Source organism: Streptomyces sp. NPDC028419, assembly GCF_055565515.1.
This window is the reverse complement of record NZ_JBVHUE010000005.1, coordinates 213,107-238,978: the sequence shown is the minus strand read 5'-3', so window position 1 is coordinate 238,978 and position 25,872 is coordinate 213,107. Positions and strand designations below refer to the sequence as shown.

The following is a 25,872-nucleotide window of genomic DNA, read 5'->3' as shown; positions in this document are numbered from 1 at the left end:
GCCGTTACGGAGCGCCGAACAGGGCGTCCTGGGCGCTGTCCCGGGCGGCCAGCCGGGCGCCCTGGAGCACCGCCGGATCGCCGAGGGTGGTGGCGCGGACCTCCGTGGCCACCGGGGTCAGCCGGGCCAGCCGGTCCGCGACCCTGGCCGCCAGGGCCGCTCCGCCCGCCCGGCCCAGCTCGCTCCCGAGGACGACGCAGCCGGGGTCCAGCACCGCCGTCACCGCGGCCGCGCCCAGGGCGAGCCGCTCGGCGAAGGCGTCGAGGAAACCCTCCCCCGCGGCTCCGGCGGCGGCTTCCTCCACCGGCCCCGTGTAGCCGTGAGCGGCGGCGAGCGCGGCCACCGCCTCGCGCCCGACCAGCCCGTGGAAACCCCCGCCGCAGTCCGTCGCGGAGGGCAGCCCCACCGTGCCCGGCACCGGCAGGAAACCGATCTCGCCGGCGCCCCCGGAGGCCCCGCGGCGCAGCCGCCCGTCCAGGACCACGGCCGCGCCGACCCCGGCGCCCAGCCACAGCAGCACGAAGGACTCCAGGTCGCGGGCGGCGCCCAGGCGCTGCTCGGCCAGCGCGGCGAGGTTGGTCTCGTTCTCGACGACGACCACGGCGGACAGCCGCCGTTGGAGCGCGGCCACCAGGTCCCGGTGCCAGGAGGGCAGGCCGTGCAGGGTGCGCAGTTCGCCGCTGGTCGGGACGACCAGCCCGGGCGCGCCGACCACCACGGTGTGCAGCGGCTCCGCGCCCGCCTCCCGGGCGAGCTCCTCCAGCCGTGTCACCGCCTCCTCGACCGCGTCGGCGGGCAGCCGCGCCTGGGCCACCGGCCGACCGAGCAGGTCGGTGATCACCGCGGTCACGCCGTCGGTGCGCACGTCCAGCGCGGCGAGGTGGGCGCGGCGGGCGACGATCCCGTGGAGCCGGGCGTTCGGTCCGCGCCGCTGCTCGCCCGATTCGCCGACGACCTCGATCAGCCCGGCGCCGGTCAGGCGCTCGACGAGGTCGGCGACGGAGGGGCGGGAGAGCCCGGTCAGCTTCTTGAGCTGGGTCGCGGTGAGCGGCCCCTCCTCCTGCAGGAGCCGGAGCGCCAGCCGGTCGTTCATCGCGCGGGCCGTGCTCGGCGAGGCGGGTGAGGGAGCGGCGGCCGGGGGAGCCGCGGATGCGGGTGCGGAAGTCACCGGGCCATCCTAGGAGGAACGGAGGACTTATTTATCAGGCAGGGTTCCTGATAGTTTGGCGACCATGACCGGGGAATCAGAGCCGACACCGCGCCGCCTGCGCCGCGCACGCATCGCCATAGCCGCCGTCTTCTGCGCCCACGGCGCGGTCACCGGCAGCTTCGCCACCCGGATCCCCTGGATCCAGGAACACGCACAGCTCAGCGCGGGCACCCTCGGCATGGCGCTCGCCTTCCCCGCGGTCGGCGCGGCGATCGCGATGCCGCTGGCCGGGCGGATCAACCACCGCTTCGGCGCGCGCAACGCGCTGCGCGGGCTGATCGCGATGTGGACCCTCTCCCTCATCCTGCCGAGCCTCGCCCCCGACCTCCTCTCCCTCTGCCTGCTGCTCCTCGTCTACGGCGCGAGCGCGGGCATGTCGGACGTGGCGATGAACGCGCTCGGCGTCGAGACCGAGAACCGGCTGGGCCGCTCGATCATGTCCTCGCTGCACGGCATGTGGAGCGTGGGCGCCCTCATCGGATCGGCCGCCGGTACGGTCGCCGCGCACGCCGGGGCCGACGCCCGGGTGCACCACCTGTTCGCGGCGCTCGCCCTGACCGCCGTCGCCCTGGTCGCGGTGCGCGGGGTGCTCGACCTGGGGGGCGGCCAGGAGGAGGAAGCGCCGCCGCGCTTCGCGCTGCCGCCCAAGTCGGCGCTGGTCATCGGGGCGATCGGCTTCTGCGCGGTCTTCGCGGAGGGCGCGAGCATGGACTGGTCGGCGGTCTACTTCCGGGACGTGCTGCACACCGATGCCGGTCTCGCCGCCGCCTCCACCACGATGTTCGCGCTCACCATGGCGGCGGCCCGGCTCGCGGGCGACAAGGTGGTGGACCGCTTCGGCCCGGTGCGCACCGTACGGGCGGGCGGCCTGCTGGCCACGGCGGGCGGTCTGCTGGTGGTCCTCGTCCGGCATCCCGCGGGCGCGCTCGCGGGCTTCGGCCTGATCGGGCTCGGCATCGCGGTGGTGGTCCCGCTGGCCTTCGCGGCCGCCGCCCGCAGCGGCCCGGCCCCGGCCCAGGCCCTCGCCGGGGTGGCGACGATCACCTACACGTCGGGGCTGGTCGCCCCCTCCGCGATCGGCGCGGTCGCCGACGCGACCTCGCTGGTGGTGTCCTTCGGGCTGGTCACGCTGCTGGCGCTGGCGCTGGTCGCGGGGGCGACCGTACTGCGCCCGAAGATCGACGCGGGACCGGCGGCGGCCGCGCCCGGTACGGACCCCGCGCAGGACCGGGCGGCGGCCCCCCAGTAGGCAATCGGGACGAACCTGCCGCTATCCCGCCGTAATATGACCTCGGCCGTCCTTCGGCCCGGTCATCGATCCCCCCACACGCGGCACAGTCGGCATACTCGGCACGTTCGACCCCCCGGTCGGCACCCACCCGGTCGGCGCCTGCGGCTGCCGCATCGCGAAACGGAGTTTCACCATGGGCCTCGGCGTGCGCTGGACCCTGCACGGCGACGGCCGGACACCCGCGCCCGGCGCGGTCGTCCGGCCGGACGAGCGGCTCACGTGGCCGCGCACCGCGGGGCTCGGCGCCCAGCACGTGGTCGCCATGTTCGGCGCGAGTTTCGTCGCGCCGGTGCTCATGGGCCTGGATCCGAACCTGGCCATCATGATGTCCGGCATCGCGACGGTGATCTTCCTGCTCGCGACCCGCGGCCGGATCCCGTCCTACCTGGGCTGTTCCCTCTCCTTCGTCGGCGTCGCCGCCGCGATCCGGGCGGGCGGCGGGAGCAGCGCGACCGTCACCGGCGCCGTGCTCGTCGTCGGCGCGGCCCTCTTCCTCGCCGGCCTGGCGGTGCGGCACTTCGGCGCGCGGATCATCCACGCGGCGATGCCGCCGGTGGTCACGGGCGCGGTCGTGATGCTGATCGGCTTCAACCTCGCGCCGGTCACCGCCTCGACCTACTGGCCCCAGGACCAGTGGACGGCGCTGCTGGTGATGGCCTTCACCGGGCTCGCCGTGGTGTGCCTGCGCGGGTTCTGGTCCCGGATCGCGATCTTCCTCGGGCTGCTCTTCGGGTACGGGATCTCGGCCCTCTTCGACCTGCTCTTCGGCAAGATCCACTCGACCACGGGCGGCGGCCCGGCCGTGGACCACTGGCGCCTGGACCTGTCCGGCGTGGGCAAGGCCGACTGGATCGGGCTGCCGTCCTTCCACGCCCCGCAGTTCGAGTGGTCCGCGATCCTGATCGCGCTGCCCGTGGTCATCGCGCTGATCGCGGAGAACGCCGGGCACATCAAGGCCGTCGGCGAGATGACCGGCGACAGGCTCGACGACCAGCTCGGCACCGCGATCGCCGCCGACGGCGCCGCGTCGATGCTCTCCACCGCGGTCGGCGGACCGCCGAACACCACGTACTCCGAGAACATCGGCGTCATGGCCGCCACCCGGGTCTACTCCACCGCCGCCTACTGGGCGGCCGCCGGCTTCGCGCTGCTCTTCGGTCTGTGCCCCAAGTTCGGTGCGGTCGTCGCGGCCATCCCCGGCGGGGTGCTCGGCGGGATCACGGTCATCCTCTACGGCATGATCGGCCTGCTCGGCGCCCAGATCTGGATCAACGGCCGGGTGGACCTGCGCAATCCGCTGAACCTGGTGCCGGCCGCGGCGGGCATCATCATCGGCGTCGGCGGGGTCGGCCTGAAGATCAGCGACAACTTCCAGCTCGGCGGCATCGCGCTCGGCACCCTCGTGGTCATCACCGGCTACCACGTGCTGCGCTACTTCGCCCCCGCGCACATGAAGGAGCACGAGCCGCTCCTCGATTCGGGCACCTCGACCTACGACGCACCGGGCGGCGAGGACCCCGCGGCGACGGCGGGCGCCCCGGACGCACCCGGCGCCCCGGGCGCCCCCACCGGGCGGTCCTGACCCTCCCGGTTCGGGCACGTTCGCCCGAACCGGCGAAGTACCGGGCCAAGTCTCCCGGGATCCGGCGCCAGCTGCGAACCTGCCTGCATGGAAGCGGTGCTCGCGCGGATGCGCGCCCTGGACGAGCGACTGCCCGAACACGACGGCGTGGCCGTCTTCAACCGGGTGTACCTGACGGTGACCGAGACCCTGCACCGCCGCATCGAGCACGGGGGCTTCCCCGGGCCCCGCCGGGCGGCGGTGCTGGGCGTCCGCTTCGCCGAGCGGTACCTGATGGCCGTCGACGCGGCCGCCGAGGGCGACCGTACGCCCGCCTGCTGGCGGCCGCTCTTCCAGTACCGGCGCCACCCGGGCGTGCGGCCCCTCCAACACGCCCTCGCCGGGATCAACGCGCACATCGGGCACGACCTGGCCCTCGCGGTGGTCACCACCTGCCGCACCCTGGACTGCGAACCGGCAGCGCTGGAAGCCGACTTCGACCGGGTCGGCGACACCCTGGTCGCCCTGGAGGAACGCATCCGGGAGGACCTGATGCCTGGGCCCGACCTGCTCCAGATCGCCGATCCGCTCACGCACCTGGTCGGCTCGTGGAGCCTGCAGCGCGCCCGGGACGGCGCCTGGGCCTCGGCCCGGCTGCTGTGGACCCTGCGCCGCTCCCCGGACCTGGCCGAGGAGTTCGAGGAGTCCCTGGACGCGGGCGTCGGCCTGGTCGGCCGCTGCCTGCTGACGCCGGTCCGGCAGAAGACCGGCTCCGTCTGGGCGGTGGGGTGAACCGCTCCGCGGCCCTCGACACCCGACCCATGGGAACGGGCCGCCGCCGCGCTCGTGGCGCGGGGGCGGCCCGTGGTGTGGCGGGAGGCCGGGACGGTCAGTCCTCGGGCAGCTCCACCGGGGCGATGGCGTCGTAGAGGTCGCCGGGGCCCGGGTTGGTCGAGTCGGTCGCGCCACCGAGGTGGTGCATGACGCCCCACACCGCGTTCAGCGCGGTCTGCACGGCGCCCTCGGCCCAGCCCGCCGTCCAGGAGATGTCGTCGCCCGCGAGGAAGATGCCGCGCTTGTCCTCGGGGAGGCGGTCCTGCATGAAGTGGGTGAACAGGCGTCGCTGGTAGCGGTAGTGGCCCGGCAGGTTCGCCTTGAAGGCGCCCATGAAGTAGGGCTCGTTCTCCCAGGAGACGGTGACCGGGTTGCCGATGATGTGACGGCGGATGTCGACCTTGGGGTAGATCTCGCCGAGGGACTTCAGCATGACCTCCATCCGCTCGTTCGCGGACAGCGGCAGCCACTTCAGGCTGTCGTCGCACCAGGTGTAGGAGAGGCAGATGACGGCCGGCTTGTCCGGGCCGTTGTCCAGCAGGTACGTCCCGCGGGTCATGCGGTCGGTCAGCGTCATCGACATGACGTCGCGGCCGGTCTCCTCGTCCTTGTCCAGCCAGAACGGCCGGTCCACCGGGATGAAGAGCTTGGACGACTCCATGTAGTGGGTGCGCTCGATCGCCGTCCAGTGGTCGATCGGGAAGAGCGTGTCGTCGCACGCGATCTTCGACAGCAGCATCCAGGACTGCGCCGTGAAGATCGCGGCGCGGTAGGTGCGGATGTCGCCGGAGGCGTCGGTGACCGTGATGTGGTTCCCGGCCGTGCGGTGCAGGCGGGTGACCGCCGGCCGCGGGGTGCCCTCGTGCAGGGTGGACAGCGAGGTGCCCTGGGCCCAGTGGACGATCTTCTCGGGGGCGCGGTCCCACATGCGCAGCGGCAGCTGCTGCGAGCCGCCGACGATGCCGCGGTGGTGGTCGTCCGCCTCGGTGTAGACGACGCGGAGGATCTCCAGGATGGAGTTCGGGAAGTCGGTGTCCCAGCCGCCGGTGCCGAAGCCGACCTGGCCGAAGATCTCGCGCTTGCGGAAGGACTGGAAGGCCTCGGACTTGCAGAGGAACCCGTAGAAGGTCTCGTCGTCGAGCTTCTCGACGAGCTTCGCCCAGATCTCGCGGATGCGCGGGACGTCCCGCTCGCGCATCGCGGTGTTCATGTCGGAGAAGTCCGCGCCCTCGTCGAGGCACGCGTTCCACGCGGCGGCCACGTCGCGGTAGACCTGCGGGAGGTCGGCGATGGTCTCGGCGTAGTGCGTCTCGCCCTTGAGGTCGACGACCGTGGAGGGGGTGGCCTCGGCGAGCGGGTTCGGGAAGGGCTCGGTCACCAGGCCGACGAGGTCGATGTAGTGCTGGAGCGCGGTGGAGGACGGCGGGAAGCGCATGGCGCCCATCTCCGCGGTCAGCCCCTCCGTGCCGGCGCCCTCGAAGCCCACGGTGCGCAGCCGGCCGCCGATCTGGTCGGCCTCGTAGACGACGGGCTTCAGGCCCATCTTCATCAGCTCGTACGCGGAGATGATCCCGGACAGCCCGCCGCCGATCACGGCGACCTCGGTGCCGTGCTCGGTCGCCGGTATCTGACCCAGGCCCGCCGGGTGGGCGAGGAAGTCGTCGTAGGCGTACGGGAAGTCCGGGCCGAACATGGTGATCGGCGGCTGTCCGTCGCTGTGCGGAACGGCGGTGGTGGGGACCGTGGACGTCATGGGGGCACGTCTCCTTGCGGCAGGGCTGGGGAAGGGGTCAGATCAGGGAGGCGTAGAGCCCGGGGCGGCGGTCGCGCAGGTAGGGGTTGTTGGCGCGCGACGCCTGGAGCAGCTCGGGGTCGACCTCGCCGAACACCAGCTCCTCGCCGCGACCGGCGCGGGTGCGGGTGGTGCCGTCGGGGCCGGCCAGTGAGCTGAGTCCGACGAACTCGAACTCGCCCTCGGGGCCCGTGCGGTTGACGTACGCGATGTACATCTGGTTCTCGAAGGCCCGGACCGGTACCAGCTGCTCGGCGACGAACTGGAACGGGTGCATCTGCGCCGTCGGCACGAGGAGCAGGTCGGTGCCGGCCAGCGCGTGGGAGCGGACGTTCTCGGGGAACTCGACGTCGTAGCAGATCATGATGCCGACGCGGAGGCCGTTCAGGTCCGCCTGGACGACGGGGGCGTCGCCGGGGGTGAAGGCGTCCTGTTCGAAGCAGCCGAAGAGGTGGGTCTTGCGGTAGTTCGCGAGGCGCGTGCCGTCGGGGCCGACCAGCTGGGCGGAGTTGAAGACGGCCGCGCCGTCCCGCTCGGGGTAGGCGTACAGCACGGCCACCCCGTGGCGACGGGCGATCTCGCCGACGGCGACGGCGGACGGGCCGTCGCTGGTCTCGGCGAGCTCGGCGATCTCCTGGACCTCCAGGGCGTACCCGGTCAGGAACATCTCCGAGGTGACCAGCAGCCCGGCCCCGCCGCCCGCCGCGCGCGCGGCGGCCTCGTCGAGGGCCTTCAGGTTCGCGGCGACGTCGCCGGGCCGTCCGGAACTCTGGAGGAGAGCGGTGCGCAGGGCAGGCATGGACGACCTCTGGGGCAGGAGGGGCGGGTTCCTATAGACGGTACGGATGCCGCCGACGGTCGACAAGGCGTGTCTGTTGCGTCCAGCCGAGCGATTCGTTGCGTCTTTCGCACCCGAAACGGCGATTCGTTGCGTCATCCTTCGGGTGTACGCAGCTTTCCCCGGCGCCCGCCCCGGCCCTGCACGGGCCGTGCGGGGGCCCCGCACGCGCAGCGTTACGCCGGGGCGCCCGAGGTGAAGCGGCGCAGCAGCGGGGAGAGCACCAGGACGGACTTCGTCCGCTCCACGAACGGCTCGCCCGCGATCCGCTCCAGCACCCGCTCGAAGTGGCGCATGTCCGAGGCGAAGACCTGGACCAGCGCGTCCGCGTCGCCCGTCACGGTCGACGCGGACACCACCTCGGGATACCGCTCCAGGCCGCGCCGGATGTCGTCCGGCGAGGTGTTGTGGCGGCAGTAGATCTCGATGAAGCCCTCGGTCTCCCAGCCCATCGCGGCCGGGTCGACGCGGACGGTGAAGCCCGTGATGGCCCCTTCGGCGCGCAGCCGGTCCACGCGGCGCTTGACCGCCGGGGCGGAGAGGCCGACCTCGGAGCCGATGTCCGCGTAGGAGCGGCGGGCGTCCTCGGCGAGGGCGTGCACGATGCGTTCGTCGAGATCGTTCAGTCGCACTGCGGGTGGATCACTTCTCTGCTGTGGCCAGTCGGGAGCGGCGGATGCCGTAGAGGAAGTACACCACGAGGCCGACGGCCATCCAGACACCGAAGGCGACCCACGTGGCGGACGGCAGGCTGTACATCATGTACGCGCAGGCCAGGAAGCCGAGGATCGGCGTGATCGGGAAGAGCGCGACCTTGAAGGTGCGGGGCAGGTCGGGCTTGGTGCGGCGCAGGATCACGACGGCGACGTTGACCAGGGCGAAGGCGAAGAGCGTGCCGATGCTGGTGGCGTTCGCCAGCTCACCCAGGGGGATGAACGCGGCGAGGGCGCCGCAGAAGAGGGAGACGATCAGCACGTTGGCGCGGGGGGCGCCGGTCTTGGCGTCGACCTTGGCGAAGACCTTGGGGACGAGGCCGTCGCGGGACATCGCGAAGAGGATGCGGGTCTGGCCGTACAGGACGGCGAAGACGACGGAGGCGATGGCGACGACGGCGCCCGCGGCGAGGACGACGCCCCAGAAGCTGTGGCCGGTGACGTCGGTCATGATCTTCGCGAGCGCGGCCTCGGTGCCGCCGAAGTCCTGCCACGGCATGGCGCCGACGGCGACGAAGGCGACCAGGATGTAGAGGACGGTCACGATGCCCAGCGAGAGCATGATCGCGCGCGGCAGGTCCCGCTTGGGGTTCTCGGCTTCCTCACCCGCGGTGGAGGCGGCGTCGAAGCCGATGTAGGAGAAGAAGAGCGTGGAGGCGGCGGCGCTGATGCCGGTGACGCCGAGCGGGGCGAGCGGGGCGTAGTTGCCGGACTTGATGCCCATGACGCCGATGCCGATGAAGAGGAACAGCGTGACGATCTTGACCACGACCATGATCGTGTTGATCCGGGCGCTCTCCTTGGCGCCGCGCATCAGGAAGACCATGGCGAGCAGGACGACGACCAGCGACGGCAGGTTGATCCAGCCCCCGTCGCCCATCGGGGCGGCGGAGAACTTCTCGGGGATGGTGATGCCTATCGTCCCGTCGAGCAGTTCGTTGAGGTACTGCCCCCAGCCGACGGCGACGGCCGAGACGGACACCGCGTACTCCAGGACCAGGCACCAGCCGCAGATCCAGGCGATGAACTCGCCCATGGTCGCGTAGGAGTACGAGTACGAGGACCCGGAGACCGGGACCGATCCGGCCAGCTCCGCGTAGGAGAGGGCGGAGAAGAGCGCGGTCAGGCCCGCGATGACGAAGGAGATCGTGACGGCGGGTCCGGCCTTGGGGGCGGCCTCGCCGAGGACGACGAAGATGCCGGTGCCGAGGGTGGCACCGATGCTGATCATGGTCAGCTGCCACATGGTGAGCGAGCGGCGCAGCGTGCCGCCCTCGCCCTGACCGCCCTCGGCGACCAGCTGGTCGACCGGCTTGCGGCGCAGCAACGGGTGGACGGGCTTGCGGGGCGGGGACGTGAGCGGTGGCGCCTGGCCGTGATCGAGCACGAGGGGGACTCCTTTGTCACTGCGGGTGGGGTTGTCAGGCGTTCGACCGCAGCGGTCCGGAGCAGGAACAGGCAGGGCGGAAGCCTGCCTGGGCATGGGGGGACCGCCGAGCAGGCGGTCCGCGCCACTCCACGTACAGCGAGTGAGCCTACGAGCTGAGTGATACCGCCCGTAATGCACCATCCTTGCACATTGCCGCACGATCATTGCGCGGATCTGGCCGGAATGGTCCTTTGTTGCGCGAAGATGATCGATCAGTGCGCGGGCCCCTTTCGACCCCCTTCATTGACTCCTCATCAGATTTCGCGCAGCGTGCCGGCATGGACCTGGACCCGCACGACCACCGCTGGCTGGACCCCGGCCCCTTCCTGCGCGGAGTGGCCTGGCTGGAAAAGGGCCGGCCCGTGCGCGCGGATCCCGCCGACACGGCGCGACTGCCCTGGGACACCGGCGAACGGGCCACCCTGCCGATAGGGGTGCGCCTGGAGTTCACCGCCGGGCCCGCGGCGACGGCGGTGGAGATCCGCTACCGGGCCACCGTGCCCGGCCCCACCGACGCGCTGCGCGACCTCGCGCACGGCTTCGCGCTGTGGGACCGGGCCGGCCTGCTGGCCGAGGTCTTCACCGAACCGGCCGCGGAGGCCGTCGTGCGCATGGGGCTGCCGCCCGGCGGCGGTCCCTTCACCCTCCACCCGCCCGAGGCCCAGGCCCCGCTGGTGCTGGGCCTGCGCGGGATCGGCGGGCCGCTCGCGCCGGCGCCCCGGGCGCCGCGCTGGGTGGTGCACGGGGACTCCATCACCGAGGGCTGGTGGTCCACCCGCCCCGCCCACGGCTGGACCGCCGTGGCCGGCCGGGCCCTGGGCTGGGACGCGGTCAACCTCGGCTACGCGGGGGCCGCCCGCGGCGAGCTCGCCACCGCCGAGCAGCTCGCCTCCCTGCCCGCCGACGCCCTGACCCTGGCCTTCGGCACCAACTGCTGGTCGCGGGTGCCCTTCTCCGCCCCCCTCATGTACGAGACCACGCGCGCCTTCGTCGAACTCATCCGCCAGGGGCACCCGCGGACCCCGCTGCTGCTCCTCTCCCCCGTGCTGCGCCCCGACGCCGAACGCAGCCCGAACCGGCTCGGCGCCACCCTGGGCGCGCTGCGCGAGGCGATGGAGCGCGCCGTACGGGAGCGGGTCGCGGCCGGGGACGGGCGGCTCGTGCTGCTCCCGGGGCGCGATCTGCTGGACCCGGGCCACCTGGCCGACGGGCTGCACCCCAACGACGAGGGGCACCGGGTGCTGGGGCTGGCCGTGGCCGCGGCCCTGCGCCGGGCCGGGTTCGCCGACGCCGCGGGCCGGCCCGGCCCCGGGGTCCCGCGGGGCCGCGACGGCGGCGCACACCCCGTTCCACCCCTCGGGGGCCCTCTCTAGACTGCCCCCATGCTGCGCGTACTGGCCGTCGACGACGAGAAGCCGCTCCTGGAGGAGCTGCTCTACCTCCTGCGCTCCGACCCGCGCGTGGGAGCGGCGGTCGGGGCGTCCGACGCCACCGAGGCCCTGCGCCGCATCACCCTGGCCGTGGAGTCGGGCCCGGACGGGGCCGACGGGCTCGACGTGGTCTTCCTGGACATCCACATGGCGGGGCTGACCGGGCTGGACATCGCCCGGCTGCTCGCCGGTTTCAGCTCGCCGCCGCTGATCGTCTTCGTCACCGCGCACGAGGGCTTCGCCGTCCAGGCCTTCGACCTCAAGGCGGTGGACTACGTCCTCAAGCCGGTCCGGCCGGAGCGGCTGGCCGAGGCCGTGCGCCGGGTCTGCGCGCTGCTGGGCCACGACCGGGAACCGGCCGCGGCGCCCGCCGCGCCGGGGAGCGCCCGGCGCCCGGCACCGCCCGGCGCTCCGGTCCTCGCGGCGCCGCTCACGGCGGCGGTCGCGGCGCCGGCCACCGGGGCGGAGCGGGCCGCCGAGCAGATCGCGGTCGAGTTGGGCGGGGTGACCCGGTTCGTGGCCATAGCGGACATCGCGTACGTCGAGGCCCAGGGGGACTACGCCCGGCTGCACACCGGCGAGGGCAGCCATCTGGTGCGGATCCCGTTGTCCACGCTGGAGGAGCGCTGGGCCGCGCGGGGCTTCGTACGGATACACCGGCGCCACCTGGTGGCGCTCGACCGGATCGACGAGCTGCGCCTGGACGCGGGCACCACCAGCGTCCGGGTCGGCGCCGCGGAACTCCAGGTGAGCCGTCGTCACGCCCGGGAGCTGCGCGATCTCCTGATGCGCAAGGCCACCGGCTGACCCCGGCCGGCCCCGGTGCGCGTGACCGCCCGGCGCGGCGCGGACGCCGTTCGTCGCGCGGCACGGCGCGTACGGCGATCCGGCGGGGCCGTCGGCCGCAGGGCGCGCCCTTTCGGCCCGCGCCCGGTCCGCCCGCCCCTATCGTGGATCTTCCGGGCGGGAGGAGCCAGATGTCCGAGATCCAGGCGCTGCTCGACGCCCTGCAGGGACTGCCCCGCACCCGGCCGACCGGTCCGGCCGAGGCCGAGGCCCTGCTGGCCCGGCTGCGCAGCGCGGCCGCGCGTTGGGCCGACGTCCTCTACGAAGCCGACGAGAGCTGCCGCCAGCACCTGCCGCCGCGCGCGGAAGCGGCCCTGACCCTGGCCTTCAGGCGGGCCGAGGAGTCCTACGTGGAGCTGGAGATCGCCCGCCGCGACTGCGCCGAGCACCGCGACTGCGAACACCCGCACGCGCACGACCGGATGCGCTGACCCGGTCCGCTTCCCGCCCCGCCGCGGTGCCGGATCCGGCCTGTCGCCCGCCGCCGGGGCGCGCCTAGAATCCGGTGACCGCAACCCGCCCCCTTCCCCTCCGAGGCCGCACGGTGAACCAGACGTACGCGCTGAGCGCGGTCGCCGTCGTCGTCCTGGCCACGGTGCTCCTCGGCGGGCTCGGGCTGCGGATATCGCGCACCACCTCCGACTTCTACGTCGCCTCGCGCACCGTCGGTCCCCGGCTCAACGCGGCGGCCATCAGCGGGGAGTACCTCTCCGCCGCGTCCTTCCTCGGGATCGCCGGGCTGGTGCTGCTCCAGGGGCCGGAGATGCTCTGGTACCCGGTCGGGTACACCGCCGGATACCTGGTGCTGCTGGTGCTCGTGGCCGCGCCGCTGCGCCGCTCGGGGGCGTACACGCTGCCCGACTTCGCCGAGGCGCGGTTGGAGTCGCGGGCGGTGCGCCGGATCGCGGTGGTCTTCGTCCTCGGCGTCGGCTGGCTGTACCTGCTGCCCCAACTCCAGGGCGCGGGGCTGACCCTGCAGATCCTGACGGGCGCCCCGCGCTGGGCGGGCGGGCTCGTGGTGGCCGTCGTGGTCACGGTGGCCGTGGGCGCGGGCGGGATGCGCAGCATCACCTTCGTGCAGGCCTTCCAGTACTGGCTCAAGCTGACCGCGCTGCTGGTCCCGGCCTTCTTCCTGATCGCCGCCTGGGCCGGGGACGGCGCCCCGCGCGCGACCTTCGACGCCCCGGCGGTGCTCCGGGAGCACACCTCGGTCACCCTGGGCCAGGAGGTGCGCATGACCCTGGACGCGCCGCTCGTCCTGAGCGTCACCGGCCGGATCGACGGCCGGACGTACACCGGGGACACCACCGCGCTGGGCCCCGGCGAGCACACCGTGGCGGCGCACACCCGGCTGGAGTTCGCGCCGGGCAGCGCGCTGCCCGCGGCCCGCGCGGGCGATCGGCCGGCTGCCGCGTCCTGGTCCCAGCCGCTCTCGGGCAAGCGGGAGGAGTACCGGCTCTACGCGACGTACGGGCTCATCCTCGCCACCTTCCTCGGCACCATGGGCCTGCCGCACGTCGCGGTGCGCTTCTACACCAGCCCCGACGGGCGGGCCGCGCGGCGCACCACCCTGGTCGTGCTGGGGCTGGTCGGCACCTTCTACCTGCTGCCGCCGGTCTACGGGGCGCTGGGCCGGATCTACGCTCCCGAGCTCGCCTTCACCGGCGACACCGACGCGGCGGTACTGGTGCTGCCGGCGCGGATGGTCGGCGGCCTGCTCGGCGAACTGCTGGGCGCGCTGCTCGCCGCGGGCGCCTTCGCCGCGTTCCTGTCCACCGCCTCCGGGCTGACGATGGCGGTGGCGGGGGTGCTGCACCAGGACGTGCTGCCGGCCCGGGGGCGCGGGGGCCCCGCGGCGCCGGGCGGCTTCCGCGGGGCCGCGGCCTTCCGGCTGTCGGTGCTGGTGGCGATGACGGTGCCGCTGGTCGGCGGGGTGCTGGCCTCGCACGTGCCGGTGGCGGACGCCGTGGGGCTCGCCTTCGCGGTGTCGGCCTCCTCCTTCTGTCCGCTGCTGGTGCTGGGGATCTGGTGGCCCCGGCTGACCCCGCCCGGTGCGGTGACCGGGCTGGTGGTCGGGGGCGGGGCGGCGCTGGGCGCGGTGCTGGCGACGCGGGCGGGGCTGGCCCCCGCGGGCTGGCCGACCACCCTGCTGGCCTGGCCGGCCGCCTGGTCGGTGCCGCTCGGCTTCCTGACGATGGTGCTGGTCTCACTGGCCACCCCGGGGCGGATACCGAAGGGGACGGCGGCCACCCTGGCCCGGCTGCACCTGCCCGAACAGCTGGTGCGCCGGCCGGAGGGCCAGCGCCCCGGTGGCCCCGGGGACGCCCGGTGACGGGCGCGGCGCTCCTGGCGCCGACGGCCGCGGCCTGCGCGGTCCTGGCCGTGGGGTACGCGCTGGGCCGGCTGCACGCGCGCCGGGCCGGTCGCGGCGCCTCGGATCTGGGCACTCCGGTGGAGCGGGCCACCTTCCACACCCTGCACACCGCTTCGCTGGCCGCTCCCCCGCTGCGCGCCGGGCTCACCGAGGACACCGCCCGCAAGGCGGCCCGGCGGCTGCGCTCGCTGCTCGGCACCGAGGCGCTGTGCCTGACCGACCGGGAGAAGGTGCTGGCCTGGGACGGTCCGGGGGCCGGTCACCACGGGCGGCGGGCGATGGAGCGGGCGGCGCGGCTGCTGGAGTCGGGGCGCGGCAGCAGCGGGTACACGGACTGCCGCGAGCCGGGCTGCGTCCTGAAGTGGGAGGTCGTCGCACCGCTCACCGGGGAGGACGGGGTGCTGGGGGCGCTGGTGGCGTACGGGGCGCAGGAGTCGGCGGTGTTGGTGCGGGCCGCCACCGAGGTGGCCCGTTGGGTCTCCGTACAGCTGGAGCTCTCCGAACTGGATCGTTCGCGCACCCGGTTGATGGAGGCCGAGATCCGGGCGCTGCGCGCGCAGATCTCGCCGCACTTCATCTTCAACTCGCTGGCGGCGATCGCCTCCTTCGTCCGCACCGATCCGGAGCGGGCGCGCGAACTGCTCCTGGAGTTCGCGGACTTCACCCGCTACTCCTTCCGGCGCCACGGCGACTTCACCACGCTGGCGGACGAGTTGCGCTCCATCGAGCAGTACTTGGCGCTGGCCGGGGCCCGGTTCGGGGACCGGCTGAAGGTGACCCTGCGGGTCGCCCCCGAAGTCCTGCCGGTGGCGCTGCCGTTCCTGTGCCTGCAACCGCTGGTCGAGAACGCGGTCAAGCACGGGCTGGAGGACTCCTCCGGGGAGTGCCGGATCACCATCGCGGCCCGGGACGCGGGTCCGGAGGCGGTGCTGACCATCGAGGACAACGGGGTGGGGATGGACCCCGCGCTGCTGCGTCGGATCCTGGCCGGGGAAGCGACCGGCTGCGGGACGGGGATCGGGCTGCCCAACGTCGACCAGCGGATGCGCCAGGTGTTCGGGGACGACTACGGGCTGGTCTTCGAGACGGCCGTCGGCGAGGGCATGAAGATCACCGTACGGATCCCCAAGTACCGGGCCGGCGTCCACAGCTCGGAGCGCTGAGGCCCGGGCGGGAACGACCGTGGCCCCCGACCCGTCCTGGAGCGGACGGGCCGGGGGCCACGGGGTGGTGCGGGGAGGTACTAGGGCGTGTTTCGAAAGTAGCGCCGGGCGCCCGAAGGGCGTGGCTCGCGGCGTCTGGTGCCGTGCATCGCAAGGCGGAGGGGCGCCCGCCTACTGGACGTAATCGGGCGTTCCGACAACGCCGCGAGGTGCGGTATCAGGCGTCGCGAGCCAGGGGGGACTTTCGAAACACGCCCTAGCTCCAGCTGGCGTGCAGCGGCTTGCCCTCGGCGTAGCCGGCGGCGGACTGGATGCCCACGACGGCCTTCTCCTCGAACTCGGCGAGCGAGCCGGCACCGGCGTAGGTGCAGGAGGAGCGGACGCCCGCGATGATCGAGTCGATCAGGTCCTCGACGCCCGGGCGGGCCGGGTCGAGGAACATGCGGGAGGTGGAGATGCCCTCTTCGAAGAGCGCCTTGCGGGCGCGGTCGTAGGCGGACTCCTCGGAGGTGCGGTTGCGCACGGCGCGCGCGGAGGCCATGCCGAAGGACTCCTTGTACAGCCGGCCGTCGGCCGCCTGCTGGAGGTCGCCCGGGGACTCGTACGTACCGGCGAACCAGGAGCCGATCATCACGTTGGACGCGCCGGCGGCCAGCGCCATGGCCACGTCGCGCGGGTGACGGACGCCGCCGTCGGCCCAGACGTGCTTGCCGTGCTTCTTGGCCTCGGCCGCGCACTCCATGACCGCGGAGAACTGCGGGCGGCCCACGCCGGTCATCATGCGGGTGGTGCACATGGCGCCGGGGCCCACACCGACCTTGATGATGTCCGCGCCGGCCTCGATGAGGTCCTTGACGCCCTCGGCGGCGACGATGTTGCCCGCGACGATCGGGACCTGCGGGTCGAGCGCGCGCACGGTCTTGATCGCGTTGATCATCGACTCCTGGTGGCCGTGGGCCGTGTCGATGACGATGGTGTCCACGCCCGCGTCCAGCAGCTGCTTGGCCTTGACGGCGAAGTCGCCGTTGATGCCGACGGCGGCCGCGATGCGCAGCTTGCCGTCGGCGTCGGTGGCGGGGGTGTAGAGCGTCGCGCGCAGCGCGCCCTTGCGGGTCAGGATGCCGACGAGGCGGCCGTCCTTGTCGACGGCGGGGGCCAGCTTGCGGTGGCCGGCGTCGAGCTGGTTGAAGGCCTCGCGGGGGTCGATGTCGGCGTCGATGAGCAGCAGCTCCTTCGACATGACCTCGGAGAGCTGGGTGAAGCGGTCCACGCCGGACAGGTCGTGCTCGGTGACGACGCCGATCGGGCGGTTGTCGGCGTCGACGACGACGCCGGCGCCGTGCGCCCGCTTGGGCAGCAGGGACAGCGCGTCGGCGACGGTCTGCGTGGGGGCCAGCGTGATCGGGGTGTCGAGCACGTGGTGGCGGGTCTTGACCCACGAGATGACGTCGGTGACGACCTCGATCGGGATGTCCTGCGGGATGACGACGATGCCGCCGCGGCGGGCGACCGTCTCGGCCATCCGGCGGCCCGCGATCGCGGTCATGTTGGCGACCACGAGGGGAATGGTGGTGCCGGTCCCGTCGGGCGACGCGAGGTCGACGGCCTGCCGGGAGCCCACCGCGGAACGGCTGGGCACCATGAACACATCGTCGTACGTCAGGTCGTACGGCGGCTTCAGGTCATTGAGGAAACGCACGTGCTGAACATCCCAGTCGATCGGAGGGGCCGCCTGCCCTGACGGGGCAGCCGAGGAAACGCACGTACTTCATTCTCCCATGTCCTGGCGTTGGTGCAGCCCGGGGCGATCGTCCAGGACGTGGTGGGACGATTGGTTCTTTCCTACGGGACCTTAGTCCCGGCAGGGGGGTACGGAAAGGACCCACGCGCGTAGAGCGGGGTCGTGGGGCGGCCGCCGGTCAGCGGATGAACTCCCGGCGGGTCGCCTGGCCGGGGATCAGGGGCCGGGGCGGCAGCACCGCGGGAGTGGTGCGGGGCTGACCGGGGGGCCTGACCGTCGCGGGGTACGGATCGGAGGCGGCCCGCCCGCGCGCGCCCAGCAGGGTCGCGGCGTGGGCGACGCTGGCGAGGGTGGCGTGGTGGTGCCAGCCCCGGAAGGAACGGCCCTCGAAGTCCCGGATGCCGACGGGCTCGCAGATCCCGGCGAAGTCGAGGGAGACCCGGTCGGTGAGCTTCGCCAGCAGGAAGAGCTGGGCGAGCGGCCGGTCGCCGATGTTGGTGATCCAGAATTCCGAGGGCAGCAGGGCGGCCTCGGTCCAGGCCCCGACCAGCAGCAGCGGGGTGGGCGCCGGTGCGACCCGGTCCTCCAGGGGCGTGCCGAGGACGGCGGCCGCGGTCAGCAGGGTGACCGCGCCCTCGCCGCGGCCGTGCCGGGTCCATTCGACGACCCGGCGTTGCGAGCGCAGGGAGTCGATGAGCTCGCGGGCGGGCGCGGTGTGCGGTCCGGGTTTGTGGCGGCCGGTGCCCCCGAAGGACACCGACAGCGATCCGTCGACCTTCAGAACGAAGGGGATGTCCTGGAGGGAGAAGGATTCGATGGTGTGTGCGATGTCGGTGTTGGCGACCTCCATCACCACCGGCCGGCGCTGCAACTGCCAGCTGGCGGCCATCCGTTGGACCGCCTGCACGGCGTCCTGCGCGGGGGTGAGCGAGCGGGCCGTGTCCGGGATGCCGGCGCGGCGGCGGTGCAGGAGTTCGCTGGTCCAGGGCCCGGGGAGGGTGAGGGTCCACTCGACGGGGAAGCTGGCCTCGCTGGAGGCGAGCCAAATGCCCCCGGCCTGCTGACAGTTGGCGGTGCGACCGAGCTGGGGGACGAACTGGCGGCCCACTCCGACCGAGCGGTCGCCGGCCTTCTCGATGACCATGGGCTGCACCACCCAGGCCAGCGGGCGCTGGGCGGTGCGTTCGAGGTGCTGGGCGAGGGAGCGGCGTACCGGCGTCCAGTCCCAGGGCGACTTGCTGATGAACTGCTGGAGGCTCTGCTCCACGGAACTCGCACCGGTTCCGGCGATATTCCGTATGGTCTTCTTTCCGCTGGTCCGCACGAGGCCGTTCAGATATACGCGGGCCCAGTTTCGCTGGTCCCGCCGAGGTAAGGACTCGAAGAACAGCGAGATCAGAACGTCGATCAATTCGGAGATATCCTTGGCGGATTCCTCCGGCAGGACTACGCGAGCCATCCGGGCCTCCCCCGCGACCAGCTAGATCCAATACCCTACTTGACCGGCACAACCGCCCGTAGGGCCCTGCGGCTACTTCATGAGGTCGCTGGTGTTTTCGAGCCGCTCTTCTTCTATCACGAGGGGGATGGGGATCTGGTTCGCCGCGTAGTAGAGCGCGATCAGGAAGTGTGCGACGAGAGTGAGGGGTGCGGAGAAGAAGGACAGGATCACGGTGCAGGGGTAGGCGATGGCTCCCAGCCCGAAGCGCATCCGCGTGGCGCGGGCGCCCTCCCGGTCGACGTGTTCGTGGAAGAGGTGGCCCACGCGCGTGACGTACCACCAGAAACCGAGATAGGCGAGGGCGTAGACGACGGTCCACGCGCTGTAGAGGATGGCGGCCGCGTTGGCCGAATCCCCGTCGTCCAGGTGCTCCGCGAGCACAGAGGTGGTCCACGGGATCACCGAAACCACCATCAACACCAGGAGATTGAGGAACAGGAGCGGCCTGTCCACCTTCTTGAGGTGAATGAAGATGGTGTGGTGGTTGACCCACATGACGCCGATGATGAGGAAACTCACCACGTATGCCGCGTAATGCGGCCACTGCTCCCACAAACCGTGCCAGAGTGCGGATCCAGTTTCCTCCGGTACCTTGATCTCCAGTACGAGAATCGTGATGACAATGGCGAACACGCCGTCACTGAACGCCTCGACGCGCCCGGTTTCCGATTCCATGACCTCCCCTTTACCCCGCTGCTCCGCGTGCCGGGGAGGGCGCTGCCCCCGCCCTCCCCGCACACGCTACCCAGATATCGGGAGTCAGCCGCCGAACCCGGCGGTCTGGCGCCAGATCCGGCCATCGCGGACGACCAGCGTCCCGAACGCGTGCTCCGGTTCACCGTTGAGGTTCATGATCGCCCGGTAGAAGATCGTGTCCTCCGTCTCGACGTATTCCTGGAGCTCGACCAGCGTGGGCTTCACCGAGAGGTAGCCGGTGAAGGTCTCCCGTACCGCGTCGATCCCCACCGACGCGCCTTCGAATCGAAGGAGCACGGCGTCGTCGGTGTAGTTCCTCATCACCGCCTCGATGTCCAGCGCGGCCAACGCGTCCATCTGACGGACGAAGACCGGGTGCAGTGTGGCGATGTCGTAGGTGGCCATGTCGACTGCCTTTCAACTGGGTTGGGTGGTACGGGGCGGTGCGGGGGCCAGCGGGAGGCGGACCACCATCCGCGTCTCACCCGGCCGGGACCGCGCCGCGATGGAGCCGCGGTGGCGCTGGGTGACGATGCGGTAGCTCAGGTGCAGCCCGAGCCCGGTGCCCTTCCCGACGTCCTTGGTGGTGTAGAACGGCTCGAAGATCCGGGGCAGGGAGCTTTCGGGAATGCCGCGGCCCGTGTCGCAGACCTCGACGACCATGCACCCGCCCTCGGCGCGGGCACGCAGCGTGAGCACTCCGGAGCCCTCCATGGCCTCGGCCGCGTTGTCGACCAGATTCGTCCACACCTGGTTCAACTCGCTCGGATAGCCCGTCAGTTCGGGCAGATCGGGGTCGTACGCCCGCACGATGCTGATCCCGGGGAGCTTGGACCTGAGCACGACCAGCGTGTTCTCCAGCCCGTCGGTCACCGCGAAGCGCTGCTCGGGGGCGCGGTCGAGATTGGCGTAATCACGGGTGGCCGATACCAGGTGGGAGATCCGCGGTCCGGCGGCGCGCAGCTCGGCCGCCAGCGCGCGGACCTCCAGGAGGGCCGACAGGTGGTCGAGGGCCGCGGGCAGCGCCGGTTCGCCGATCCCTTCCAGGCGTTCCAGCAGCCAGCCCAGCTCCAGCCCGAGGTCCGAGAGCCCGGCGCCGAGCGAGCCGGGCCGCTCCACCCCCGCCTCCTCGGCCCAGTCGCCGATCGCCTCCTCCGCGTCCGCCTGGGCCAGCGGGTCGGTGGTGACCGGTGGCGGGAGCTTGTCCAGCTCGTCCGCGATCCGGTCCAGGACGGCCCGCTCGGCGCCGGTGGCGGCCGCTCCCCAGGACTGCGCGGTCCGGGTGAGCCGGTCCAGGGCGGGGGCCAGCTCCTGGGCGGCGCGGGCCACGGCCGCCGCCGGGTTGTTCAGCTCGTGCGCCAGGCCCGCCGCGAGGGTGCCCAGCGCCTCCACGGTGGCCCGCTTGCGGGCCTGGATCTCGGAGGACTTGATCCGCCAGGCCAGCACGGGCAGCAGGACCGCGGCCACCCCGTGGCAGCGGGTCAGCATTTCGAAGAAGACCGGCCTGGGGTAGGCGACGACGGTGGTGGCGGGGCCGCTGGCCGCCGCGGTGGCCACGTACGCCCCCTCGGTGAGCAGGGGCAGTTCGCCGGTGAACCGGTGGGCGGCGGCGGGCTTGCCGTCGTGGTCCTCGGCCGCGGCGCCCTCCTCTTCGGTGGAGTGCCGTGTGAGCACCTCCTCCCGGCCGTCGACGACCTTCGTCACGACCAGGCCGCCCGAGAGCAGCACGTGGAAGCCGGTGGCCTCCTCGCCGTCGCGGAAGAGCACCTCGCCCTCGGCGAGCGTGCGGGGCTCGGAGACGGAGACCAGCCAGTCGAGTTGGTCCTCGGTGAGCGCGGCGAAGATCTCCAGCGCGCCCAGCGCCGTGCGCAGCTCGGACGGGTTCACGGCGTGCTCCCCTCTGCCCGGGTGCGGGCGGCCAGTCGCAGGGTCACCCACAGGGCCACCGCGCAGACGGCGGCGACGGCGGTCATGAAGCCGACCGAGGTGCGGTGCAGCCCGTGGATGTTGGTGAGGAGCCCGGCGAGCACGGCCGGGACGCTCATGGCGAGGTACGCGAACACGTAGACCGCGGCGGTCAGTTCGCCCCGGTGCGCCGGATCCGCGAGGGCGCTCAGGGCCCGGAAGGAGCCGAGGAAGGCGGCGCCCCAGCCGGCGCCGAGGACCGCGGTGCCGATCAGGAACACGGCGGCCGAGCGCGTTCCCAGCGCGAGCAGGACCAGCGCCAGTCCGGCGAGCAGTCCGCACAGGCCGAGCACGGCGGTCCGCAGGGCCTCGGTCCGGCCGAGGAAGAGCTGGGCGGTGGTGGCGGCCCCCGCGAGGAGGGCCACGGTGGCGCCGCCGACGAGGTAGTTGGTGCTCTGGAGGAGCGAGAGCGCCAGGTGCGGTCCGAGGGAGAGGTAGAAGCCCCCGACCGACCAGACGGCGACGATGGTCAGGACGAGGACGGCGAAGCGGCGCCGGACCGGGGCGGGTACGCCGATCCGGTGCGGGCTCAGCGAGAAGCCGCGGCCCGGCCGGGCGGCGCCGGGGGCGCTCTCCCGCATCCGCACCACCCCGATGAGGGTGAGCGCGAAGGCGCCGATGAGCAGCAGGTAGCTGAGCGCGGTGGGCGCGGGCCCGTACTGCACGAGGAGTCCGGCCCCGAGCCCGCCGAGCCCGATCCCGACCGTCGGTCCGGCGCTGTTGACCTGGGCCCCGAGCGCGGGCCGGGAGCGCGGGGCCAGTTCGAGGAGTCCGGCGCCCATGGCCCCGGTGGCCAGTCCGACGGCGAGCCCCTGCACGGCGCGGGCGGCGAGCAGCCAGCCCAGTCCCCGTGCCCCGGCGAAGAGGGCCATGGAGACGATCGCGAGGACGAGTCCCGCGCCGAGCACGGGCCGGCGCCCGAGGGTGTCGGAGAGGGAGCCGAAGAGCAGCAGACCGCCGAGCACGGTGACGGCGTACAGGGCGAAGACCACCGTGATCGTGCCGGCGGAGAGGTCCCACTTGCGCTGGTAGAGCACGTAGAGGGCGGAGGGCACGGAGGAGGAGAGCATCAGGAGCACGAGGACCGCGCCGATCACCCAGAAGCCGGAGCCTCTGGAGGGCGCGGCCGCCCCGCCGGCAGGGTGCACCGTCACTCCCGTCGTCGTCTTGGGCAGGTGGGCCACTGCTCTCACTCCCCCGTGGTGCGTCGCTGCGCGGCCGCGCTCAGCCGAGTGCGGTCCATGCGGCCAGGGCCCTGGTCAGGGCCCGGGCCGTCAGTACTCCCGCGAGGTGGCCGAGGTACTCGGCCGAGGTGCCGCGCCCGGGGACGAACAGCTCCCGCGGTTGGGCCCGGAAGGCCGCCAGCACCTCCTGCGTCGGGTACGCGTCGTGGTCGCGCAGGAGCTCCTCGACCCCGTGCAGCCGCACCGCCCGGGCGGTGGCCCCGGTGACCGCGATCCGCGGTCCGTGGCGGGTGATCCGTACGGCGACCGCGCAGACCGGGTAGCGGGTGGCCCGGTCGGCGGTCTTCTCGAAGGCGCCGGCGGCTCCCGCGGCGGGCACCAGCAGCGCGGTGATGAGCGCGTCGGTCGGCGCGCCGGTGGCCGTGAACTCCTCGGCGGTGCGGGTGGACCGGCCGCCGGGCGCGGCGAGCTCGACCAGCGCGTCGGCGGCGAGGGCGGCCACCGGGAGGTCGGTGGCCCGGCCGGGCGCGGCGAGGTTGCCGCCGAGGGTGCCGAGGTTGCGGACCTGCGGGTCCCCGTTGGCCCGGGCGGCGGCGGCCAGCTCGGGGGCCTCGCTCAGCACGAGCGGGTCGGCGGCCAGTTCGGCGAGGGTGGTGAGGGCGCCGATGCGCAGCCCCGCGGCGGTGCGGACGGTGCCGCGCAGCCCTTCGAGCCGGGTGACGTCGACGAGCAGGCGGACCGGCCCGCCGCCGGGGAGGGCCTCCCCGGTGCGCAGTCCCGGGAGCAGGCTCTGGCCGCCGGCCAGGACGCGCGCTCCCGGGGTGCCCGCGAGGAGGGCCAGGGCCTCCTCGACCCCGTCGGGCCGGATGTAGTCGAATGCGGTGGGGATCACTGCTCCGCTCCTTCTCCGCGCAGGCGGCGCCAGACCTTCTCCGGGGTCAGCGGCATGTCGATGTGCCGGACGCCGAGGTCCGCGAGGGCGTCGACGACCGCGTTGACCACGGCCGCCGCGGGCGGCACGGTGGCGATCTCGCCGGCCCCCTTGGCTCCCAGCGGGTTGTGGGGGCTGGGGGTGCAGGTCTTGTCCAGGGTGAAGAAGGGGACGTCGGCGGCGCGGGGCAGGGCGTAGTCGCGCAGGTCCGCGGTGACCAGGACGCCCTGGTCGTCGTATTCGGCGGCTTCCATCAGGGCCTGGCCGAGGCCGTGCACGATGCTGCCCTCGATCTGGCCGAGGACCACCTTCGGGTTGCCGATGTTGCCGGCGTCGTCGACGGCGGTGTAGGCCACCACCTCGGTCTCGCCGGTGAGTTCGTCCACCTCGACGACGGCGACGTGGCTGCCGAAGGGGTAGTTGAAGTCCGGCGGGTCGAAGTGGGTGGTCTCGTCCAGGGCGGGTTCGATGTCGGCGGGCAGTCCCCAGCCGTACCACATGCTCATGGCGAGTTCAGCGAAGGTCTTCGCGTTCTCCTCGTTGCCCGCTTCGAAGACCTTGCCGTTCGCGTAGACGGCCCGGTCCTCGGGGATGCCCAGGAAGACGGCTCCGGCCCGGACCAGCTTCCGCTTGAGCTTGCGGGCGGTGAGGGCGACGGCGGGGGCGGCCATGCTGTAGGAGCGGCTGCCGTACGTGCCTTGTCCGTAGGGGGCCTTGAGGGTGTCGCCCTCGTAGACGTTGACGGTGTCCACGTCGATGCCCAGCTCGTCCGCGGCCACCTGGGCGAAGACCGTGCCGTGGCTCTGGCCGGTGGAGGCGGAGCCGACGGTGACGCTGACCTCGCCGGTCGGGTGGACCCGGATGTTGGCGCTCTCCCAGGTCCCGCCGAGCATGCCCTCCTGGGACATCCGGGTGGAGGGGCCGACCCCGCAGATCGCGACGTAGGTGGCGAGGCCGACGCCGAGGCGCTTGCCGCGGGTGCGGGCCTCGGCCTTGCGGGCGGGCATGTCGGCGTATCCGGAGAGCTCCAGGGCCCGGTCGAAGTTCTCCCGGTAGCTCCCCGAGTCGTAGGTCCAGCCGAGGCCGTTGTCGTACGGGAAGCGGTCGGCCGGGACCAGGTTGCGGCGCCGGACGGCGGCCGGGTCCATGCCGATCTCGCCGGCGTACCGGTCCACCAGGCGTTCCATCAGGAAGGCGGCCTCGGCCCGGCCGCTGCCGCGCTGGGCGCCCAGCGGGACGGTGTTGGTGAAGGCGGCGTACACCTCGCAGAACGCGGCGTCGATGGCGTACATGCCGGTGATCGAGCGCCCCATCAGCGCGGTGGCCACCCCGGGTCCGATGGTGGAGGGGTACGCGCCGAGGTTGGCGTAGCTGGTGCAGCGCACCGCCGTGATCCGACCGTCGCGGGTGCCGGCCAGGGTGACGTGCTGGCGGTGGTCGCGGCCCTGGACGGTGGAGTTCATCAGGCCGGTGCGGGTGTCGACCCACTTCACGGGGCGGCCGAGCGCCTTGGCGAGGACGAGCACCAGGGCCATGTCGGGGTAGAGGTACCCCTTGGTGCCGAAGCTGCCGCCGACGGTCGGGGCGATCACCCGGAGCTTGTTGAAGGGGATGCCGAGGACCAGCGCGGAGAGCAGGAAGCGGTGGTTGTGCGGGCCCTGGGTGGAGGAGTGGAGGGTGTACTCGCCGGTGGCCCGGTCGTAGGTGCCGATCGCGCCGCGCGGCTCGATGGGGCTGTTGATGGTGCGCTGGTTGACCAGGTCCAGCTCCACGGTGACCTCGGCGTCGGCGATGGCCGCGTCCGTACGCTCCTGGTCCCCGCAGGTCCAGTACGCGTTCAGGTTGCCGGGGACGGCTTCGTGGAGCTGCGGGGCGTCATCGGCGAGGGCGTGGTCGGCCCGGGTGATCACGGGCAGCGGCTCGTACTCCACGCTGATGGCGGCGAGCGCGGCCACGGCCTGGCGCTCGGTCTCGGCGACGACCACGGCGATCGGGTCGCCGACGTGGCGCACGGCGTCGCCGGTGAGCACCGGGCGGGCGCCCGGAAGTCCGTACGGGTGGGGCGGGAAGTGGCTCTCGACGCCGCCGGGTATCCAGATGCAGGGCAGCGGCATCAGGTCCGTGAAGTCGGCCGCCGTGGCCACCTTCAGGACGCCGGGCATCTGCCGCGCGGCCTTGGTGTCGATCCCGAGGATCTTCGCGTGCGCCACCTCGCTGCCGAGGATCGCCATGTGGGCGGTCCCGGGCAGGTCGATGTCGGCGACGTACACGGCCTCGCCGCGCAGCAGTTGCGGGTCCTCGCGGCTGTCGATCGGCTGCCCGAGCAGCCCCGGTGCGTGGAGTTCGCTCTCCCCCGTCACGGTGGTCATGGCG

Annotated in this window: 21 protein-coding genes; 8 read left to right on the top strand and 13 right to left on the bottom strand. The window is 72.9% G+C overall.

What is annotated here, in order from left to right; translation table 11 throughout:
- Nucleotides 1-4: 4 nt before the first annotated feature.
- Nucleotides 5-1,093 (bottom strand): ROK family transcriptional regulator, encoded by a 1,089-nt coding sequence (locus ACZ4UB_RS08690; protein ID WP_468069255.1) that lies wholly within the window; start codon nucleotides 1,091-1,093, stop codon nucleotides 5-7.
- A gap of 139 nt (nucleotides 1,094-1,232) precedes the next feature.
- Between ACZ4UB_RS08690 and ACZ4UB_RS08685 the strand changes: the two genes are divergently transcribed.
- The 3 genes from ACZ4UB_RS08685 (at nucleotide 1,233) to ACZ4UB_RS08675 (ending at nucleotide 4,854) form a co-directional block, all read left to right on the top strand.
- Nucleotides 1,233-2,459: an MFS transporter gene (locus ACZ4UB_RS08685; RefSeq protein WP_468069171.1), complete on the top strand. Its 1,227-nt coding sequence runs from the start codon at nucleotides 1,233-1,235 to the stop codon at nucleotides 2,457-2,459.
- 175 nt (nucleotides 2,460-2,634) lie between these two features.
- Entirely contained in the window at nucleotides 2,635-4,083 is a 1,449-nt protein-coding gene (locus ACZ4UB_RS08680) for a uracil-xanthine permease family protein (protein ID WP_468069169.1), read from the top strand.
- Nucleotides 4,084-4,170: 87 nt separating this feature from the next.
- Entirely contained in the window at nucleotides 4,171-4,854 is a 684-nt protein-coding gene (locus ACZ4UB_RS08675; RefSeq protein WP_468069167.1) for a DUF5995 family protein, read from the top strand.
- Nucleotides 4,855-4,951: 97 nt separating this feature from the next.
- Here ACZ4UB_RS08675 and ACZ4UB_RS08670 read toward each other — a convergent pair whose 3' ends face one another.
- The 4 genes from ACZ4UB_RS08670 to ACZ4UB_RS08655 all read right to left on the bottom strand — a co-directional run bounded on the left by ACZ4UB_RS08670 (nucleotide 4,952) and on the right by ACZ4UB_RS08655 (nucleotide 9,626).
- Nucleotides 4,952-6,649 (bottom strand): flavin monoamine oxidase family protein, encoded by a 1,698-nt coding sequence (locus tag ACZ4UB_RS08670; RefSeq protein ID WP_468069165.1) that lies wholly within the window; start codon nucleotides 6,647-6,649, stop codon nucleotides 4,952-4,954.
- A gap of 37 nt (nucleotides 6,650-6,686) precedes the next feature.
- The gene (locus ACZ4UB_RS08665) at nucleotides 6,687-7,487 is read right to left on the bottom strand and encodes a carbon-nitrogen hydrolase family protein (RefSeq protein ID WP_354381547.1); all 801 of its coding nucleotides are present in this window, start codon (nucleotides 7,485-7,487) and stop codon (nucleotides 6,687-6,689) included.
- 215 nt (nucleotides 7,488-7,702) lie between these two features.
- A complete protein-coding gene (locus ACZ4UB_RS08660; protein ID WP_007262967.1) occupies nucleotides 7,703-8,158 on the bottom strand; it encodes an Lrp/AsnC family transcriptional regulator in 456 nt (151 codons plus the stop codon).
- Between the two features lie 10 nt (nucleotides 8,159-8,168).
- On the bottom strand, nucleotides 8,169-9,626 hold the full coding sequence (locus ACZ4UB_RS08655; protein ID WP_468069162.1) for an amino acid transporter: 1,458 nt from the start codon (nucleotides 9,624-9,626) through the stop codon (nucleotides 8,169-8,171).
- A gap of 320 nt (nucleotides 9,627-9,946) precedes the next feature.
- On the opposite strand from ACZ4UB_RS08655, the gene ACZ4UB_RS08650 reads away from it, so the two are divergent.
- From ACZ4UB_RS08650 to ACZ4UB_RS08630, 5 genes are all read left to right on the top strand, one after another.
- Nucleotides 9,947-11,041, top strand: a complete 1,095-nt coding sequence (locus ACZ4UB_RS08650) for a GDSL-type esterase/lipase family protein (protein WP_468069160.1) — start codon at nucleotides 9,947-9,949, stop codon at nucleotides 11,039-11,041.
- A 9-nt stretch (nucleotides 11,042-11,050) separates the two neighbouring features.
- The gene (locus ACZ4UB_RS08645; RefSeq protein ID WP_468069158.1) at nucleotides 11,051-11,905 is read left to right on the top strand and encodes a LytR/AlgR family response regulator transcription factor; all 855 of its coding nucleotides are present in this window, start codon (nucleotides 11,051-11,053) and stop codon (nucleotides 11,903-11,905) included.
- Nucleotides 11,906-12,075: 170 nt separating this feature from the next.
- On the top strand, nucleotides 12,076-12,375 hold the full coding sequence (locus ACZ4UB_RS08640) for a hypothetical protein (protein ID WP_354381543.1): 300 nt from the start codon (nucleotides 12,076-12,078) through the stop codon (nucleotides 12,373-12,375).
- A gap of 113 nt (nucleotides 12,376-12,488) precedes the next feature.
- Complete coding sequence (locus ACZ4UB_RS08635) at nucleotides 12,489-14,276, top strand: sodium/solute symporter (RefSeq protein WP_468069155.1); 1,788 nt, start codon at nucleotides 12,489-12,491, stop codon at nucleotides 14,274-14,276.
- A complete protein-coding gene (locus ACZ4UB_RS08630) occupies nucleotides 14,273-15,481 on the top strand; it encodes a sensor histidine kinase (protein ID WP_468069153.1) in 1,209 nt (402 codons plus the stop codon). The genes ACZ4UB_RS08635 and ACZ4UB_RS08630 overlap by 4 nt, the downstream gene beginning before the upstream one ends.
- 256 nt (nucleotides 15,482-15,737) lie before the next feature.
- Here the strand turns inward: ACZ4UB_RS08630 and ACZ4UB_RS08625 are convergent, their stop codons facing one another.
- From ACZ4UB_RS08625 to ACZ4UB_RS08590, 8 genes are all read right to left on the bottom strand, one after another.
- Nucleotides 15,738-17,201, bottom strand: coding sequence for a GuaB1 family IMP dehydrogenase-related protein (locus tag ACZ4UB_RS08625; protein WP_468069253.1), 1,464 nt, complete (start codon nucleotides 17,199-17,201; stop codon nucleotides 15,738-15,740).
- Between the two features lie 199 nt (nucleotides 17,202-17,400).
- Nucleotides 17,401-18,681, bottom strand: a complete 1,281-nt coding sequence (locus ACZ4UB_RS08620) for an IS701 family transposase (protein ID WP_468069151.1) — start codon at nucleotides 18,679-18,681, stop codon at nucleotides 17,401-17,403.
- Nucleotides 18,682-18,753: 72 nt separating this feature from the next.
- Nucleotides 18,754-19,398, bottom strand: coding sequence for a TMEM175 family protein (locus tag ACZ4UB_RS08615; protein WP_354381539.1), 645 nt, complete (start codon nucleotides 19,396-19,398; stop codon nucleotides 18,754-18,756).
- Between the two features lie 84 nt (nucleotides 19,399-19,482).
- Entirely contained in the window at nucleotides 19,483-19,824 is a 342-nt protein-coding gene (locus tag ACZ4UB_RS08610; protein WP_385777576.1) for a nuclear transport factor 2 family protein, read from the bottom strand.
- Nucleotides 19,825-19,836: 12 nt separating this feature from the next.
- Entirely contained in the window at nucleotides 19,837-21,306 is a 1,470-nt protein-coding gene (locus ACZ4UB_RS08605; protein ID WP_468069148.1) for an ATP-binding protein, read from the bottom strand.
- Nucleotides 21,303-22,577, bottom strand: a complete 1,275-nt coding sequence (locus ACZ4UB_RS08600) for an MFS transporter (RefSeq protein WP_468069145.1) — start codon at nucleotides 22,575-22,577, stop codon at nucleotides 21,303-21,305. The genes ACZ4UB_RS08605 and ACZ4UB_RS08600 overlap by 4 nt, the downstream gene beginning before the upstream one ends.
- A 31-nt stretch (nucleotides 22,578-22,608) precedes the next feature.
- A complete protein-coding gene (locus tag ACZ4UB_RS08595; RefSeq protein WP_468069143.1) occupies nucleotides 22,609-23,460 on the bottom strand; it encodes an FAD binding domain-containing protein in 852 nt (283 codons plus the stop codon).
- Complete coding sequence (locus ACZ4UB_RS08590) at nucleotides 23,457-25,868, bottom strand: xanthine dehydrogenase family protein molybdopterin-binding subunit (RefSeq protein WP_468069141.1); 2,412 nt, start codon at nucleotides 25,866-25,868, stop codon at nucleotides 23,457-23,459. Before ACZ4UB_RS08590 ends, ACZ4UB_RS08595 begins: the two co-directional genes overlap by 4 nt.
- Nucleotides 25,869-25,872: the final 4 nt, after the last annotated feature.